This is a genomic window from Photobacterium sp. J15 (assembly GCF_963870815.1).
Lineage (GTDB): Bacteria > Pseudomonadota > Gammaproteobacteria > Enterobacterales > Vibrionaceae > Photobacterium > Photobacterium marinum.
The window spans coordinates 85,537-101,863 of sequence record NZ_CAWMUI010000002.1 but is presented as its reverse complement, the minus strand read 5'-3'; the positions used below and the strand labels follow the sequence as shown (position 1 = coordinate 101,863).

The window sequence follows — 16,327 nt, the reverse complement described above, 5'->3', positions numbered from 1 at the left end:
CAAATCTCATACCAAAACCGCCGAGTGTAACGCATCACCTTGATTGCTTTGTATGTCGTATAATTGATTTTAATTAGAAATCCCATAACGACTGTCTAGCAAAGTTTCTATGTGCTCAAGAGTAAACACACTACTTTGTTTGTAATTTGCCTTAATTTTAGAAATTAATGATGCCTCAGCCCCCAACAGCACAAAATCTTGACAAGGGCAATCAATATAGATGCCACACCAATCTCTTTTAGTTGGATAAAAATACATTCCGGCGAATGCTAATTGCCACTGAACTTTATTCGATTCTTTTACGTCTTCGACTGAATATTTTTCAGCCCAAACCGAACTAAACTCACTAATATCCGCAAACATAGTCAAATAGAAATATAAATTATCTCCAGCTGAACTACTGTCACACTTTTGGAGCTTTTGTAGACCCTCTAAGTTCATGTCTTCATCAAAAAGATACAATGGATCAACTAGAATAAATTCCCAACCATTTTGAAAAACTTTAGGAAGTAAATTGATTTCATTTGTATATACCAAATCAAACCATATACCTTCAATTCCTTTCCTTGGTATATAATCCATTCCGTACTCCTGATGAATATTTCGGAAACACACAACGCCTAACATAAGGTGCGCCACGATGAACTCACCAAGTGCACTGAACTCCAAACCAATACCGCCGAGTGTAACAAGTCACCTTGATGCCTTGTAGTTGCGTCTTTCCCACTCGCTGCGGAGAACTCCGTATTTTACAGAGTCGTAATAATCTCCTTTATAGTAACGAACTTTCCGTAGACGAGCTTCTTGTTGTAGACCAAGCTTTTCAGCACATGCCATCATACGTGGGTTTCCCGACCAAGTAGTTAAACCCACACGCTCAATTTCTAGTGTTGAAAACAAATGGCTTATCCATTGAGGTAAAGCCTTGGCTGCCAACCCTTTACCCCAAAAATTAGAACTATAAATGATGACACCCACCTCTAACCAACGAGTCACCTCACACTCCCAATAATAACTAACCGAGCCAACAGGCATATCATTTACAGTTATTAATCGCATGTCCGAACCGTCACAAAGACGAGAGAATGTACCTTTAGCGAACTCATTAAAAGTAGGTGTCGAATACGGGAAATAAGGACCATTGAATTTAGTCCATTCCTCATCTGTCGTTATTAAATGATAGAGTTCATTCAATTCACTCGATTTCACTCTTCGAATTTTTACTTCACCCAATTCCATTTTGTTTCCTATTTCTCAGAGCAACTAACGCCTGGCATAAGGTGCACCAACACCAAACTTACCAAGCGCGTTGAACTTCACACCAAAACTGCCGAGTGTAACGTGTCACCTTGACGCCTTTGTTAGGCATTCTTACCGACATGACCACGAATTATATCTAACCTATTTTCTGGGGCATCTGAAGATAGAAAGTCTGGAATGGTGTTTTCACTTCTCTTCGGCCGACTCAAAAAATCAATAGGCCACTCAGTAACTCGTTCCTCTTTTACGTGAATATACTTTCCAGGCTCTGGTTCATCGATATATTCTCTTTGAAGAATCAGCGCGAGTGGTTCTTCTGCTCCAGATTCACTTTTTGAATAATCCAATGCACTTTCGCAGTCTTCAAACACATAGTAATATTCATCGCCTGACTGAGATTGACACCAAACTCGATATTCTAAAACCTCATCCCATACATAACCCCCACCCGCTTTTGATTGTGCAGGATATTCTCCCACCATGTCTGGGTCTTTTACTTTTGGGTATTTCATACTCGCTCCATAAAATGACTAGCGGTGTATTAGGCTGCATGCTCGCTTTCACGCAGCTACCGCACGGGTTCTTTTAGAGAACCACATCCCCAAAAAAAAACACTAATTTTCAATGAGTTAAATCACCCGGAAGTACATGTACCTGCTCAATGGATACGAGCAAAGTAAGCATTTAGATTTAACAAGACCTCGTATGCACCGAGCGTCATGAATATAGCCCTTTATTATCATATAGATAGACTTAGACATGCTGTGAAAAACAAGTAATTTCTGTCTCGTTAATACCAAGTAGTAATTGGAGAATAGGCCAGTTTTCATTATGAATGTATATATACAGCACACTAAGGAAAGGTGTAGTGGTCAACTTAAATTGGCCACCAGATTAAATGGGTACCTGACTATCCCTCAAGGTTTACAGAATTATTAAAAGTAAGCCAAATTATATTTCTAAGCATTGAGTCGCCATTCAGTGAAAACACACAAAGGGGCAAATCTTACTTAGGCAATTTCCAAAACCGTTGGCAGATAATAGATAGATACTAAAACAAAGCCCCCGATTAGCGGAGGCTTTGATTTGTACTCATTTTCGCTATAACTGCCTGTTTGGTAGATATCATTTCTGATGCACCTTGATTCGCAGCAATTAACCTAATTTTACAGCCGTGCCGTAAACCAAAATTTCGGAGGCTCCTTGCATGATCGCGCTCGTTGTAAAGCGCACATTAACTATTGCATCTGCGCCCATGGCTTCAGCCTCGGCTATTGCCCGACCTGTTGCCTTCTGGCGGGCCTCTGTCAGCATCTCGGTGTAGCCCCTGATCTCACCACCGAAAATCGTTTTCAATCCCGCCATAATGTCTCGGCCTACATGTTTGGACTGAACCACATTCCCGGTAACAACACCCAGCACTTCCTTGATTTCACGACCCGCAATATCAGGCGTTGAGACACACAGCATATTTCCACTCCATAGACTTAAAAATCGTTTAAAAAATTAGCATGAATAACAACGACAAAGAATTCAAATAGAAATACTAAGATTTATAATGATATAAGCAAAATTTATGAGGCATCAAATTGACCGTTTAAAGCCTCAAAATGTCCCTTTAGGACGGATTTACCGCCTTAAGGTAACTCAGAAAACGTTGCCAGGATTTGTAATCAGCAACCTGGCGGTAGTTATCTGAACCGTAAACAGTGAAGGCATGAGGCGCATCGCTGTAGACAATCATTTCGTTTTCAACCGATGCCTTTTCCAGTTCACGCGACAAAGCCACAAAATCTTCCATCGAAATTGCCTGATCCGCAGCGCCGTGCAGAATCAATAAACTGGATTTAGCTTTGGAGTAATCCTGACCCTGCGGAGTTTTCAAGCCGCCATGAAAAGTGACGAATCCTTTCATTTCGGCACCGGATCGCGCCATTTCCAATACAGCTGCGCCGCCGAAGCAATATCCCATAGCCACTGCCTGCTCGGTGTTGGCACCCAAAGAATCTGCCATTTGCAATGCGCCGTTTAACAAAGCACGCATCTTCTGCCGATCTTTATATAATTCACCGGTATGCTGACGTTTGTCTTCAACTTTGGTTGGCCTGACTCCGGCACCGAACAAATCCGCCGCAAACACCGCATAACCTTCTTCTGCCAGCATCTGAGCCCGTTTGACTTCATAATCGGTCAAACCATCCCAGTCATGAATCATCAGCACCAGCGGTGCTTTAGCATCTGGGGAAATGTAGTACCCTTCAAACTCCTGACCATCCACACGATAATTTACCGTCCTTCCTTCCACCGCTTGTGTGGCAAACGACATCAGCATTGAAACAGCAACCAGCAATAATTTTCCTTTCATCATCTCACCTTTGGCTTGTCTCTTTGCAAAAAACAGTTTTATCAGTGTAGAAGATCTGCTGCTGACTGCCTGATTGCTTAAATTTCATTTTGGGTATACTTAATAGACTTAAATAACTAAAAAATCAGGGATTGAAATGCCAGCCTTTTCAGAATTTATTAAACACGTCGGCCGGGGAGAAAAAGGCCGCCGACCACTCACCCAACAGGAAGCCCGTGAGGCACTGGACATGTACCTCGACGGTAAAGCCGAGTTGCTCCAGCTTGCTGTTTTACTCATGCTGCAACGAGTACGATGCGAAACACCGGAAGAAGCTGCCGGTTATATTCAGGCTCTGCGAAAACGGATTGATGTGGAATGGCAGGATCTGGCGGTCGATCTCGACTGGCCTTGTTTTGCAGGAAAACGTCGCCAGCCGCCATGGCTGTTGCTCGCAGCTAAGGTGTTAGCTAAAAACGGTATCAGGGTGATGCTTCATGGTCACGCAGCTGTTGATGCGATCAAATTTCAGATTGAATCTGCCTGCCCTGATCTGGGGATCAAACAAGCCGACTCTCCGGAACAAGCCAAAGCAATTTTGGCTCATGATGATATCTGCTATATCCCGCTTTCTGCCTACTGTGAACCTCTGGTTGATCTATTGGCCCTTCGTAGCCAGGTCGGCCTTCGCACACCTCTGAACACCGTCGCACGCGCACTGAACCCGACTGATGCTCTCTACTCTATCCACGGCATTTTTCATCAGGGTTATGAACAACTCCATGCCGAAGCGGCTGCACTGGTCGGTGACCGTAACATGATCGCTTTCAAGGGCGAAGGCGGCGAGAGCGAGCGCAGCCCGCGTACAGCCTGTCGTGTCGCCGGAATATCTGATGGTCATGTCTTCTATGAAGAGTGGCCGACCTTCCTCGAAGGCGCATCCGGTAAGCATGGTGAGATCAGCGGAGAATATCTTCGAAAAGTTTGGGAAGGTGAAATCGAAAATAACTATGGCAGCCATGCCGTGATCTCAACCATGGCCCTTACTCTCAAAATGATGAAGATATGTCCAGACCAGCAAACTGCACTTGAGCAGGCAAGTCTGTGGTGGAAGAACCGTCTCAGCAGTTAATGATAAGCAAATACTAAACAAGCTGTGTCCGTTCCACGACCAAGTATGAACGGACACACTGATAATGAGAAAAAGTGAGGTGACTCAATAATATAATCACTCATGCTGGTTGCATACCATTAATATATGCAACCATAGTCACTGCTTTTTTGACTCACTGACTACTGCCATGAATAGTATTTGTTTCAAGCTTGTCGACTGGCTGGCCCTTTCTCCGGGGCTGACCGACCATGATAAATGGATGACCTGGGCCGCACTAGATATGATCTGGCCTGAAAATCCCGATCCTGTTCCTGCCAATTTAATTCCACCAATGATGAGAAGGCGCACCAGCAGCCAGAGCAAACTGGCATTACAAACAGCTATTTCGCTGACTCAGGAACAGGACATTGATTACATCATTTTTTCCAGCCGTCACGGTGAACTGAACCGCTTTACTTCTCTGCTGGAAAGTATCCTACAGGGAGAAGACGCATCACCCACACTCTTTTCCCAAACCGTTCACAACACAGCAGCAGGCCTGTTTACCATTGCGACCAAACGACCGACGCCGGTTACTTCAATGGCTGCCGGGCACGACACCCTTCATAACGCCCTTGTTGAAGCTGCCGCTTATCTAAGTGATAACCCAGAACACACGGTACTGGTTGTCGACTTTGATGAACCACTACCAGAACGTTACAGCCGGTTCGATCAAGGGAACTATAAAGGCTATGCGCTTGGTATGGTGCTCACCGGCGGTGACAGCTACCAGCTTACCCGAGAGCCAAATAACACCCCGGCTGAACCTACCTTCCCGATTTCATTTGAAGTTATTCGCCAGTTGGTCAGTACGGAAGAAAAGTGGACGATCTCAACTGAGCGAAACCACTGGTACTGGCATCGCAGAAAGCCACTATAACTGACGATTTCGTTAGCTGGCTCGAAGATAGCCAACCCGGTCACTCATTAAACAGTGTCATATGGCGTAATTATTGATATAAAACCAATTGCAATTGGTAACAAATAACATAAGAGCAAGGTATATATGGAACAGCTACATACAGAGTTAAAACAACTCATTATTGAGTCTTTAAATCTTGAGGACATTACAACCGACGATATCGACAGCAACGAACCACTTTTCAATGATGGCCTGGGGCTGGATTCCATTGATGCACTGGAACTTGGCCTGGCTCTCAAGAAAAAGTACGGCATTGTTCTGGACACCGATGACAAAGATTCTCGCAAGCACTTTGCCTCAGTTGCCACACTGGCGAGCTTTATCGCAGACCATCAGGCGGCATAACCCATTCAGGCCGACGAGTCGCCGGATCAGTTAACTGCCTTATCGTACTTATCAGTCTCCGCAGCCCTGAACACCTCCGGCTTCTCCGTTTCGTCACCTTGTGACAGCACTCGATGAATGAACTTATCAAACCGGTCATCTGCATGGCCGGATCATGATGAATTGCTCACTCATATCGCAACTAAAGCTCTATGAACAACGAGTTAATTGGAAAAGATACAATGACCGCAAATTCTCAAAACGCTATTATTTTTGGTGCAGAACGCCTGACAATCGAAGACGTTTGCGATATTGCTAATGGCGCATCAGCCACATTAAACAGCTCCACGGCTTTTGCCGATAAAATTAACCGTGGTGCCGCCTTCCTTGAGCGCCTACTCAAAGAAGAAGGCGTCATCTACGGTGTAACCACCGGCTATGGTGACTCTTGCACCGTCGCCATTCCACAAGATCTGGTTGATGATCTACCGCTTAACCTAACCCGCTTCCACGGCTGCGGCCTTGGTGACGATCTCGACCACCAGCAAAGCCGTGCCGTACTGGCTGCCCGCCTGTGTTCTCTGGCTCAGGGTGTTTCCGGTGTCAGCCGGGAACTGCTGGATCAGATTGTCGCCCTGATTAACCATGACATTGCACCACGTATTCCTCAGGAAGGTTCCGTCGGTGCAAGTGGAGATCTAACTCCACTTTCCTACCTTGCAGCAGCTTTGGTAGGTGAACGCGAAGTGCTGTACAAAGGTAAAATTCGTCCGACAGCCGAAGTGTATAACGAGCTGAATCTGACCCCAATAAAACTGAAGCCGAAAGAAGGCCTGGCGCTGATGAACGGCACTGCAGTTATGACGGCTCTGGCTTGCCTGGCTTACAAACGAGCAGAATACATGGCGCAACTAGCCACCCGAATTACATCCATGGTATCTGTGGGTATGCAGGGTAATGACTTCCACTTTGATGAAGGTCTGTTCGCCGTTAAACCGCATCCGGGCCAGCAGCAAATCGCAAGCTGGCTGCGTAACGATTTGCAAGCAGCTCAACCACCACGCAACAGCGATCGCCTTCAAGACCGTTATTCGCTGCGCTGTGCACCGCATGTTATCGGTGCCCTACAAGACAGCCTGCCGTGGATTCGCCAGCTGATAGAAAACGAGCTGAACAGTGCTAACGACAACCCAATTATTGACGGAGAAAACGAGCGAGTTCTGCACGGCGGGCACTTCTACGGCGGCCACATTGCCATGGCGATGGATACCCTGAAAACAGCCGTTGCCAACATTGCAGACCTGCTTGATCGTCAGATGGCCCAGCTGATGGACTACAAGTTCAATAATGGCTTGCCATATAACCTGACCGGTGCAACCGGCCCTCGTAAACCAATTAACCACGGTTTCAAAGCTGTTCAGATCGGCATTTCAGCCTGGACTGCCGAAGCACTAAAACACACCATGCCAGCCAGCGTTTTCTCCCGCTCGACCGAATGCCACAACCAGGACAAGGTCAGCATGGGTACCATCGCCTCCCGTGACTGCCTGCGAGTAATGGAGCTGACCGAACAAATCGCCTCAGCTTCGCTGCTGGCTGCCACTCAGGCACTGGAACTGCGCAAACGAAGCAACGAGCTGACGGACGATCAGCTTAGTCCAGCGCTTCAGGCTATGATGCAGTCGGTTCGCAAAGACTTTGAAGTAGTGACAGAAGACCGTCCACTGGAAGGCGACCTGCGCCTATTTATAAACAAGATCCGCGAACAATGCTGGAAGATGTATTCTTAATCAGCGCTATTCGTTAAATTAACAATAAAGAAAAACCCCGCGCCTTCCAGCTCGGGGTTTTATTTTTCTAACTTTATTCAGCAGGAATTACTTAAATGAAATTTTCCCGGCAGAGGAGTCGTTAATAGTGAAGGTATTTACCTCATCGACCAACTCTGTCATGCGCAGTTTCACCTGCTCGACTTCATTTTGAATATCGAAAATGGTCTGTTTGGTATTGTTTGCCATCTCAAGTAGTTCATCGACATCAGTATCAACGCTTTTCGCCGTTTGTGACTGCTCATTCGAAGCAGTAGCAATGCTGGCGTTAAACTGGGCGATTTCGTTCACAGTCATGATCAACCTTTCAACCAGCGACTTGGTTTCAGATACCATTTCTTGTGTCTCATAGCTGGCTTCACGGCTCTGTTGCATGTTATTGAACGACTCTTTTGCATTCTGCCCGATACCATCCAGCAATTGGCGAATATCTTCAGTCGACTGCTTACTACGCTGGGCAAGAGTTCTAACCTCATCAGCAACCACCGCAAAACCACGGCCCTGCTCACCGGCTCGTGCCGCCTCAATCGCGGCGTTCAGCGCAAGTAGGTTAGTCTGCTCGGAAATAGCATTGATGGTATCAAGGATCTCAGACACGTTGCCCATCTGCTGTTCCAGGGTTTCAACACAGCTGTAAGTCTGGTTCACACTCTCCAGCAACCCTGTGGTTGAAGCGTATGACTGCTCGCTGTGCTTATGACACTCCTCAGCATTGGCTTTTACAGAGTCCGTACCCTGCTGGGCATCAGTCGTAATACCCGCAACCTGTTCGCTGGTCTGAGCCATTTCGGTCATAGCTGTCGCAATGTTGTCACAACGGGTATGGGTCATCTCACTAGCCTGACTGGCCTGAGAAACCATAGAGACCATCGCATCCATTTCTTTCTGAGTACGGCTTGCCACCTGCAGAGCCTTATTCAGGGTATCCCCCAGGCTCAAAAGCAGTCCGTCCAGATGAGTCGCGATTTCACCGAACTCATCCTGTGTACCATCGGATAAGCGGATCGTCAGATCTTTGTTGGATGCCATTCGATCAAGCTGAGCGGTGAAGGTTTCAACTCGGTGACGAAGATTAATCACAATACGGATGGTTAACAGAATAAGCGGCAATACCACCAGCAGAGTCACGCCAATGTAAGCCATTCGAAGCATATTAGCATCCGCGCGATCCTCAACCGCCTTATCATGAATCACGGTTGCAAAGCTGTCTCGTAACCCTTTCACCATACCGATACGCTCTGTCGCCAGACCGAACCAGGAAGAAGCTTCAGGGCCTTTAACAGATGACAGGTTAGCTTTCTGGGCTAGATACTGTTGTTGAATATCCATGACCTTCTGCCATGTCGGGCTTTGAGTGATGGATTGCAGCTGCTTTAACTGATCACCTTTAAGCAGCATATCTGCCTGGCGCAAAGCATAGCGTTCAGCGTTAATGTAGGAAGAGATCTGAGCATAGCGATCAAGGCTGGATTTCTTACCGGCAAAAACACCGTTCAGCGCACCACGCGCCATCCCCGCCTGCTCTTTAATCACCAGCAATGAAAGCAGACCCTGTAACTCCTGCTTCAGCTCCAGGCTACTAACTCCGGACATCACGATGCCAAGGTTATCCAACGCAAGACGATTCACATTAGAGTAATAAGCAAACGGCGAATCGACCAATTTCAAGCTATCGACCTGACTACGAATATTATCCCGGCGATCAAGCTGAGATTTCACTTCACGCAGCAACGCATTCACTTCTGCCGAATCTAAGTATTCTGGCTGGAAAGCCAGCAGATTTTGATAAGCCACATCCGCTTTCTGACGCTGCTTCATCAAAGCATCGCGCTGCTTACTTTGTCCTTTAGACGCGATCACCCCCGCCGTAAGCCCTCGTTCTACCGCAAACTGATGGGCCACATTATCGTAAAGGTTAAACAGCTCTACTGTTTCCTGTGACAACTCTGCCTGCATTAGCTGTTCATTGGCATCTTTTATCTGCATACCAATAAAAAGCAAAAGCAACGTCGTCGGAATAATAAAAACGACAGACAGCGTCGTCCTGATATTGAAAGCCCGAGCCAAGCTCACCATCTCCACAACCTCGAATAGTTATAATAATTTGCACTTTTAATACAAATTAGCAAAGAAAGGCAACATTCCAAAAGACTCTTTACGCCTTACCACAGAAATAATGACACAGCTCAAACAGGGTCAATAAGTTGACACCCACACACAAGTGTCAAATTAAAGACGCTAATATAAAACAACAACTTAAATCAAAACCTGTTTTATAAAGCCTTATTTCATATCAACACTTGTGATTATGCAAAGTGAGTAATTGCATTTCATTCAACAAATCCATGTAAACAAAAGGAATCAAAACAGTTAAAACAAGTATTTTATAATCAGCTTTTCACCAAGTATTTATTAACTTAATAATCTAGAGATAATCAAATGTAAGATTTCACCTTTCCATATATTTTTACGACTACAACTGGCTAAAAAAGCGTGATTTTGATCGCCGACAAAATTAACCAAGAAATCGCATTAATAACATTGCAATAATTAAGCTAATGTTTTCTATGGTAAAAATAAGTTTATCCACAAAAACAGTGGGTAACTTTATGGTAAATCGACGAAGCATTGATGGATTTTTGAACACAGATATTTTGTAGAGAAATTTGTGGCAAAGTAATTACTGATGAGAAGCGCGTTACAATAACTTCTAGGTGGAAAAATGGTGGGAGTCCGAACTCATCTTTTCAGGTTTCATTTAAAAAATAGAACATAAGCTCTCACTGAAGCTTCTTCCTTGTATGCCGCCGTACTTCGGGCAACCTGGCAGGTTCCTATAGTGCTGGATAGCTTTATCAAGCTGACCGGTACAGAATTCAATAAAGAAGAAGCCTGCCTTCTAAGACTAAAACACAATTTATAATTATTTATGCAACTTGCTTAAGTTTTTGTTTTTAATGTCGCTATTACTCTATCAGAAGATACATTGACGTGTAGAAGCGGAAGAAAATAAAGCTGCATGGAAGCAGCAAAAACAACAGATTTCGCGCTCCCATCCCCATTATCAACAACACTCTTCCTTACGCCCTACCTTGTTTCTCATACTGTGCGATTAGGTATTGTCAGGATAAAGCTCGTAATACCATTTGCAGATTTAACCGAAATATCGCCGTGATGAATTCGAGCGATCGAGCGGGCAATAGCAAGCCCCAAGCCGGCTCCGGCGGTAGCACGATGAGTACGGGATTTATCGACACGGTAAAAGCGTTCAAACAGGTGCGGCAGATAACTTGCGTCGATCGTCTCACCTTTATTAATCACAGTAACCGATGTCGAAGCTTCATCACTGGCTATCTGAACTTTGATGGTTTCATTGTCATAACTGTGACGAACTGCATTTGAAATCAGGTTACCGACAGCCCGCTTGAGCATCTCTTTGTCGCCGTATACAGTCGCATGACCCGTCAGTTCAATAGATAACTCTTTCTCATCCCCCGCCAGCTCGTAATAGTCCACAAGCCCTTCCAGCAAATCATGCAGTTCCAGATCAATCTTGGAGATCTCCAGTAAGTTATGTTCGGACTTTGCCAGATAGAGCATATCGGTAATGATTTTCGCCAGGCGGCTAAGCTCTTCCGTAGTCGAAATCAAACTCTCCTGATACTCTTCCACTGTGCGTGGATGCGCCAGTGTCACCTGAGTCTGGGTCATCATATTACTGATCGGTGTCCGCAACTCATGAGCGATATCGGATGAAAACTCAGACAGACGCTCAAAGTCATTCTCCAGACGGGAAAGCATGTCATTAAAACCGATGACCAGATTCTGCAATTCAACCGGGAACTGGCTTGGTTCAAGCCGTAAATTCAGCTTTTCGGTTGAAGTCTGCTCCATGTGATGCTTCAGCTTTCGCAACGGCCACAAACCATGTTTTACGATCACCCAGCCAAGAACACCGCTGACCATGCTGGCAAGCAGCGTTGTCCAGATGAGGACAGTGCTGAACCCTTCTAAAAAACGTCGTTGGTGATCTGTTTTAATCCCCAGCACAACATCTACTCTGGGTTCAGCAGCGCGATAACGAAAAGCGCGGTAATGGTTCTGGTCGATCTGCCATTCGAAGCTGTCGAGGTTGTGATACTGAACAAATTCATCCGGCAGTGTTAAAGGCTGGGTCTGATAAATCACCTCTCTGTGTTTGATTACCCACAGTTTCGTTTCGCCCAGCTCAAAGAGCGTTCCGTACTTGGCAATAAAATCATCCTGCAACTGGAGAGTGTTGATAGTCTGAAACTTCTGGTCGAGCTGGTATTTATCCTGCTGGAAAAAATGATGTTTGAGGGAGTAGAGCGTCACGGTACTGAGGGCGCAAAGAACAAGAATGGAAACGGTAAAAAAAGAAATGATCAGCCGTGATGAAAGTGATTTAAACATAATACCAACCTAAATCTTTTCATCGAGCATATAGCCCATCCCGCGAATAGTATGGATAAGTTTGGGTTCATACCCCTTATCGACCTTGCCTCTCAGCCGCTTGATGGCAACATCAATCACATTGGTATCGCTGTCAAAATTCATATCCCAGACAATCGATGCAATTTCAGAACGGGACAGTACTTCTCCCTGCCGACGCATCAATAGCTCCAATAGGGAAAATTCTTTCGCCGTCAGGTTGATTGTATCTCCCTCGCGGGTAACCCGACGTTTGAGTAAATCAAGATGAAGGTTTGCCACATCCAATGCCAACTCCTGCACTGGAGAGGCTTTCTTTCTGCGTAAGGTATTGCGGATCCGGGCAACCAGTTCAACAAAAGCGAACGGTTTCACAATATAGTCATCAGCACCCAGCTCCAATCCCTTGACCCTATCTTCCACCTGATCTCGTGCCGTCAGCATAATGATCGGTGTTTCTATCTCGCTGGCCCTGAGAGTAGTAAGTACCTGCCAACCGTTGAGCTGAGGTAACATCACATCAAGAATGATCAGATCATACTGGTTGCTGGTCGCCTGATAGAGGCCATCGACACCGTCACATGACAGATCGACCACATAGCCCGCTTCTGTTAATCCTTTTCTCAGGTATTCACCGGTTTTAGGTTCATCTTCAATCAGTAATAACTTCATTGTTACGCTTAACCATCTTGATTTACTACGAATCTTAGATCCAAATCAGGGAGCAAAAAATGCTCCCTGTCATGACAATACAATAAAGGGAGGTAACCCTTAATTAGTTGTTATCGTAACGCAAGTGTTGGTACTGAACATTAACCAGTGCACGATATTCCATGTTACCGGCTGCATTCATGCTTTCCTCAACAGTAATATAGCTGTTGTCTTTCACCTGAAGGCTTGCCAATTCTTTAGGCTGAAATGTGTTTGCCTTCAGAATACTGCGAAGTTCTGCCGGATTGCTTTGCTGAAGTTCACTTAACATATCCTGACCAGCTGCATAGGCGCCTTCTTTGCTGTCACTTACCTGAGTGACTAGAGTACGAGAGTTGGTTTCAACACTGTATTTACTGCCTGCAACCAATGTAGAAGCCATTGAAGGAACGCTGAATGCAACTAAAGATGCCGCTACTAGTAATGATTTAACTGTTTTCATGGGGGGGTCCTCACATTTGTCTCGCTGTATGTGAGTTATAATAAGGGGCTGACCATGACCGGAACCGGACTGAAAAATGACATTTTTGTCATGTTCTCAAATGCCTGAGACTACTGGCGTGTACAACCAAATCAGAAACTATTTGACGAAAGCAAAGCACTGTACGGCACTTGTCTCAACCGTCATATTGCACATAAAATCTTCATTACTATAAACGTTAAGGTAATACTCAGGTTTTGGATATGTTCTCATATGATCTTCAGATAATATCTTCTTATTGCTAAACCCTTTATTACTTAACTTTTGAGTTCGCATTAAAAATAAATCTTCATCAACAAAAACAATTGATTTTGACTCATACCTCGTTTTATTTACACCCAGGTCAACCAAAGAGATATCGACATTATAATTTCCAAAAAAGTCATTATGAATCGTCGCAAATAGCTTATAAGCTTTCATACCTTCATCATAATACACATTTCGCTCTCCATATATTGTCGTTATTTTTTTATCACCAAATACAGATTTGGCATGAAGATCACGACTTGCCCATACGTAAACAAAACTAATAACGGAGCTAGCAATATAGAGGATGATAACTGATTGAATTATCGTTCTCTTTGAAAAGTAAAACTTATTCGTTACCATAAAATCAGATGTATTGGATGTTCAAACCCATATACTCAATCATCAAAAGAACCAACATAGCATTAGCCTGTGATAAATTAAAGTTGCCAAATATAGATTGCAAATTAATTAAGCACGTCATTGAATACTTATTTATGACACTCCGAGTCATATAAACCACCAATTTCAAATAACATATATTTGCCAATTCACATCTAATATTAGTTGTAGCCGCATAAAGATAATTTCTGTTATCTTCTAACTTAATATCAAAGCAATATATTTCTGATTATTCTAATTCACCATTAGAAAACTAAAGCCACAAGGACAACAACAGGAAGACGTATTATGCCTGTATGCAGTAATCAAGATTGTAACGTTGAAGTATCGTGGACCATTTCTCAAAGAGGGCTGGAATTACCTGACAGGATTGAGCGATTTAAGGTTTTCGAAGTTAAGACAGCGCTACAACAAATTCTGGCTGAAGCATTAAACGGCAAGAAAATGCCTGATATCAGCAATAACCCAACAATCAAAACACTATGCCCTGACTGCTGGACAGCGCAGGCTCGGGCATGGGGTGATGTAAGGACGTATGCAGAAGCCCGTGCCAAAACAGATAAAACCGGGGTCTACATGCAAGTGGAAAGTCCGGCATTTTTCTCATTCGAAAAACCTGACCCGGCCTCGATCCTGTCGTGCCTGATCCACGAAATGATGCATTTATGGTCTCACGACTCTTGTGGCCTTCAGGACTATAACCGAACCCTCAACGTTGACTGGGATGAAGCCGCAGCAGATTTATTCGGTTACCTTGTCTTTAAGGAGTACTACAAAAGCCAAGGGAAGAAGTACATCACACCTTATAATGAGTATGCGAAATGTATTGGTAGTGCAGAAGAATCGGCCAAAATGCAATTTGCCCGTAAATTTTTCTGGAACAAGCTGATCGCACAAAGTGAGCTGTACTCAGATAAAATGCCATTGTCCGGCGATTTCCCGGAAAAACTGATCGCCAAACTAGCAGAGTTACGAGCGGCAACACCGGCACTGCCTGAAAGCATGATCAAGGATAAACTGGCCGAATATCTCGCGCACACCATGGTGTATCAGACAATGGCTAACTGCTTTTTCTTTGGCCCGCAGGCAATACCAGAGTCCTGGGGGCAGGACTTCAATAGCTTTGTTTCACCGAAAGGCATTAAGCAACTGCTCAACCTGAGTAAAACTTTCCCGCCTTATGACGGCAATAACAAAGCACATGATATTAGCTAAGTAGATTTCACTTACTATTTATAAGTTTTTGAGCCGACTTAAATCACTCATTGAGCGGTACCATATCTACATCCAGGGTATCGCTCTTCATATCGACTGTTGCCACGTAGCGATTATCCGGGTCACCGTAATGCTTAAACGTAAAGTGATAACGGTGGAACGGCTCCAGTAAAGTATCACTATCCAGCGGCATCAACTCATAACCATCCTGTTGATAAAGCTCTGTTGCCATTACCTTTGCCATCGCGCTCTTCTGCTCACTGTCGCGCTCAATGGTCGGTTCCGTTGACGGGTTAGACGGGTAAGAATTACCGTCAAACTTCATCACACGGTATGCACGGTTACTCCAGACCACAAAATCCTTCCAACCGTTATGGGAAGACTCTGCCAGTAACACAGGCGTTTTAACCACTGTCATACGGGTAATCGTCTTACCGGATTCATCAAATAAATAAGCCGTACACCCGCCACTGCCACAAAAATACGGGTCCTGCATCACCACCATAATTTCCTGGCTGCCATTATCGTTAAGGTCAGCCATGCCAACCTTATAACGAATATTGTCTTTTGCCAGCGACAGGCCTTCAGGGGCAAGAATGGTATTATCAACCATCTGCGCAACCTTGGTTGGGTCCATTTTCATCGCAGCAGATTCTGCAACAACCGTTTCGGATGCGGATGCAGTTAAATCTTGTTGACTGGTTGTTGATTGCGCCCCAGAGTTCTGGCATCCGGTTAGCACCAACACTCCCAGCACAGAAAGTGCCACCAGCGTGTAATTCTTCTTATTCATGTCAGTCATCATCGTTTTGTGTACTCAGTGTGATTGTAGACAAGCGAAGCATATTTTGGTTCGAGATGAGTTAGTTATGTGTTCCAACAAACATGCAGGCTGACTGTTTGCCAAACCATTTTATTATGTGACCAGTGTTCAAAATATTCATGAAAGCAATATGTCGCCAATATAAAACTGTGAGCAAAGATAATT

16 protein-coding genes are annotated in these 16,327 nt (G+C 44.7%); 5 read left to right on the top strand and 11 right to left on the bottom strand.

The features are described from left to right. Window positions 1–69 precede the first annotated feature (69 nt). From AACQ93_RS17310 to AACQ93_RS17290, 5 genes are all read right to left on the bottom strand, one after another. Window positions 70–582, bottom strand: coding sequence for a hypothetical protein (locus tag AACQ93_RS17310; RefSeq protein WP_064606997.1), 513 nt, complete (start codon window positions 580–582; stop codon window positions 70–72). Between the two features lie 111 nt (window positions 583–693). Then, window positions 694–1,239, bottom strand: coding sequence for a GNAT family N-acetyltransferase (locus AACQ93_RS17305; RefSeq protein ID WP_064606994.1), 546 nt, complete (start codon window positions 1,237–1,239; stop codon window positions 694–696). 122 nt (window positions 1,240–1,361) lie between these two features. Then, window positions 1,362–1,772 carry a hypothetical protein gene (locus tag AACQ93_RS17300; protein WP_064606991.1) on the bottom strand — a complete coding sequence of 137 codons (411 nt, stop codon included), beginning with the start codon at window positions 1,770–1,772 and terminating at the stop codon, window positions 1,362–1,364. Window positions 1,773–2,415: 643 nt separating this feature from the next. Continuing rightward, window positions 2,416–2,730 (bottom strand): heavy metal-binding domain-containing protein, encoded by a 315-nt coding sequence (locus tag AACQ93_RS17295; RefSeq protein WP_007463118.1) that lies wholly within the window; start codon window positions 2,728–2,730, stop codon window positions 2,416–2,418. Window positions 2,731–2,878: 148 nt separating this feature from the next. Beyond that, window positions 2,879–3,625, bottom strand: coding sequence for a dienelactone hydrolase family protein (locus AACQ93_RS17290; RefSeq protein WP_064606988.1), 747 nt, complete (start codon window positions 3,623–3,625; stop codon window positions 2,879–2,881). A gap of 136 nt (window positions 3,626–3,761) precedes the next feature. On the opposite strand from AACQ93_RS17290, the gene AACQ93_RS17285 reads away from it, so the two are divergent. The 4 genes from AACQ93_RS17285 (at window position 3,762) to AACQ93_RS17270 (ending at window position 7,793) form a co-directional block, all read left to right on the top strand. Next, a complete protein-coding gene (locus tag AACQ93_RS17285; protein WP_064606985.1) occupies window positions 3,762–4,736 on the top strand; it encodes a glycosyl transferase family protein in 975 nt (324 codons plus the stop codon). Window positions 4,737–4,905: 169 nt separating this feature from the next. Continuing rightward, window positions 4,906–5,637, top strand: coding sequence for a beta-ketoacyl synthase chain length factor (locus AACQ93_RS17280; RefSeq protein WP_064606972.1), 732 nt, complete (start codon window positions 4,906–4,908; stop codon window positions 5,635–5,637). Window positions 5,638–5,763: 126 nt separating this feature from the next. Beyond that, the gene (locus AACQ93_RS17275) at window positions 5,764–6,024 is read left to right on the top strand and encodes a phosphopantetheine-binding protein (protein ID WP_064606969.1); all 261 of its coding nucleotides are present in this window, start codon (window positions 5,764–5,766) and stop codon (window positions 6,022–6,024) included. Between the two features lie 221 nt (window positions 6,025–6,245). Continuing rightward, entirely contained in the window at window positions 6,246–7,793 is a 1,548-nt protein-coding gene (locus AACQ93_RS17270) for an HAL/PAL/TAL family ammonia-lyase (RefSeq protein ID WP_064606966.1), read from the top strand. Window positions 7,794–7,880: 87 nt separating this feature from the next. On the opposite strand, the gene AACQ93_RS17265 is transcribed toward AACQ93_RS17270, so the two are convergent. The 5 genes from AACQ93_RS17265 to AACQ93_RS17245 all read right to left on the bottom strand — a co-directional run bounded on the left by AACQ93_RS17265 (window position 7,881) and on the right by AACQ93_RS17245 (window position 14,085). Next, the gene (locus AACQ93_RS17265) at window positions 7,881–9,908 is read right to left on the bottom strand and encodes a methyl-accepting chemotaxis protein (protein ID WP_198160177.1); all 2,028 of its coding nucleotides are present in this window, start codon (window positions 9,906–9,908) and stop codon (window positions 7,881–7,883) included. Between the two features lie 1,023 nt (window positions 9,909–10,931). Then, on the bottom strand, window positions 10,932–12,266 hold the full coding sequence (locus tag AACQ93_RS17260; RefSeq protein ID WP_064606963.1) for a heavy metal sensor histidine kinase: 1,335 nt from the start codon (window positions 12,264–12,266) through the stop codon (window positions 10,932–10,934). A gap of 9 nt (window positions 12,267–12,275) precedes the next feature. Continuing rightward, complete coding sequence (locus AACQ93_RS17255; RefSeq protein WP_064606960.1) at window positions 12,276–12,956, bottom strand: heavy metal response regulator transcription factor; 681 nt, start codon at window positions 12,954–12,956, stop codon at window positions 12,276–12,278. A gap of 103 nt (window positions 12,957–13,059) precedes the next feature. Beyond that, a complete protein-coding gene (locus tag AACQ93_RS17250; protein WP_064606957.1) occupies window positions 13,060–13,437 on the bottom strand; it encodes a DUF3316 domain-containing protein in 378 nt (125 codons plus the stop codon). 138 nt (window positions 13,438–13,575) lie between these two features. Further along, a complete protein-coding gene (locus AACQ93_RS17245; RefSeq protein WP_036798826.1) occupies window positions 13,576–14,085 on the bottom strand; it encodes a hypothetical protein in 510 nt (169 codons plus the stop codon). Between the two features lie 327 nt (window positions 14,086–14,412). Between AACQ93_RS17245 and AACQ93_RS17240 the strand changes: the two genes are divergently transcribed. Continuing rightward, the gene (locus AACQ93_RS17240; protein WP_007463134.1) at window positions 14,413–15,339 is read left to right on the top strand and encodes a hypothetical protein; all 927 of its coding nucleotides are present in this window, start codon (window positions 14,413–14,415) and stop codon (window positions 15,337–15,339) included. A gap of 43 nt (window positions 15,340–15,382) precedes the next feature. On the opposite strand, the gene AACQ93_RS17235 is transcribed toward AACQ93_RS17240, so the two are convergent. Then, window positions 15,383–16,132 carry a hypothetical protein gene (locus AACQ93_RS17235; RefSeq protein WP_064609592.1) on the bottom strand — a complete coding sequence of 250 codons (750 nt, stop codon included), beginning with the start codon at window positions 16,130–16,132 and terminating at the stop codon, window positions 15,383–15,385. Window positions 16,133–16,327: the final 195 nt, after the last annotated feature.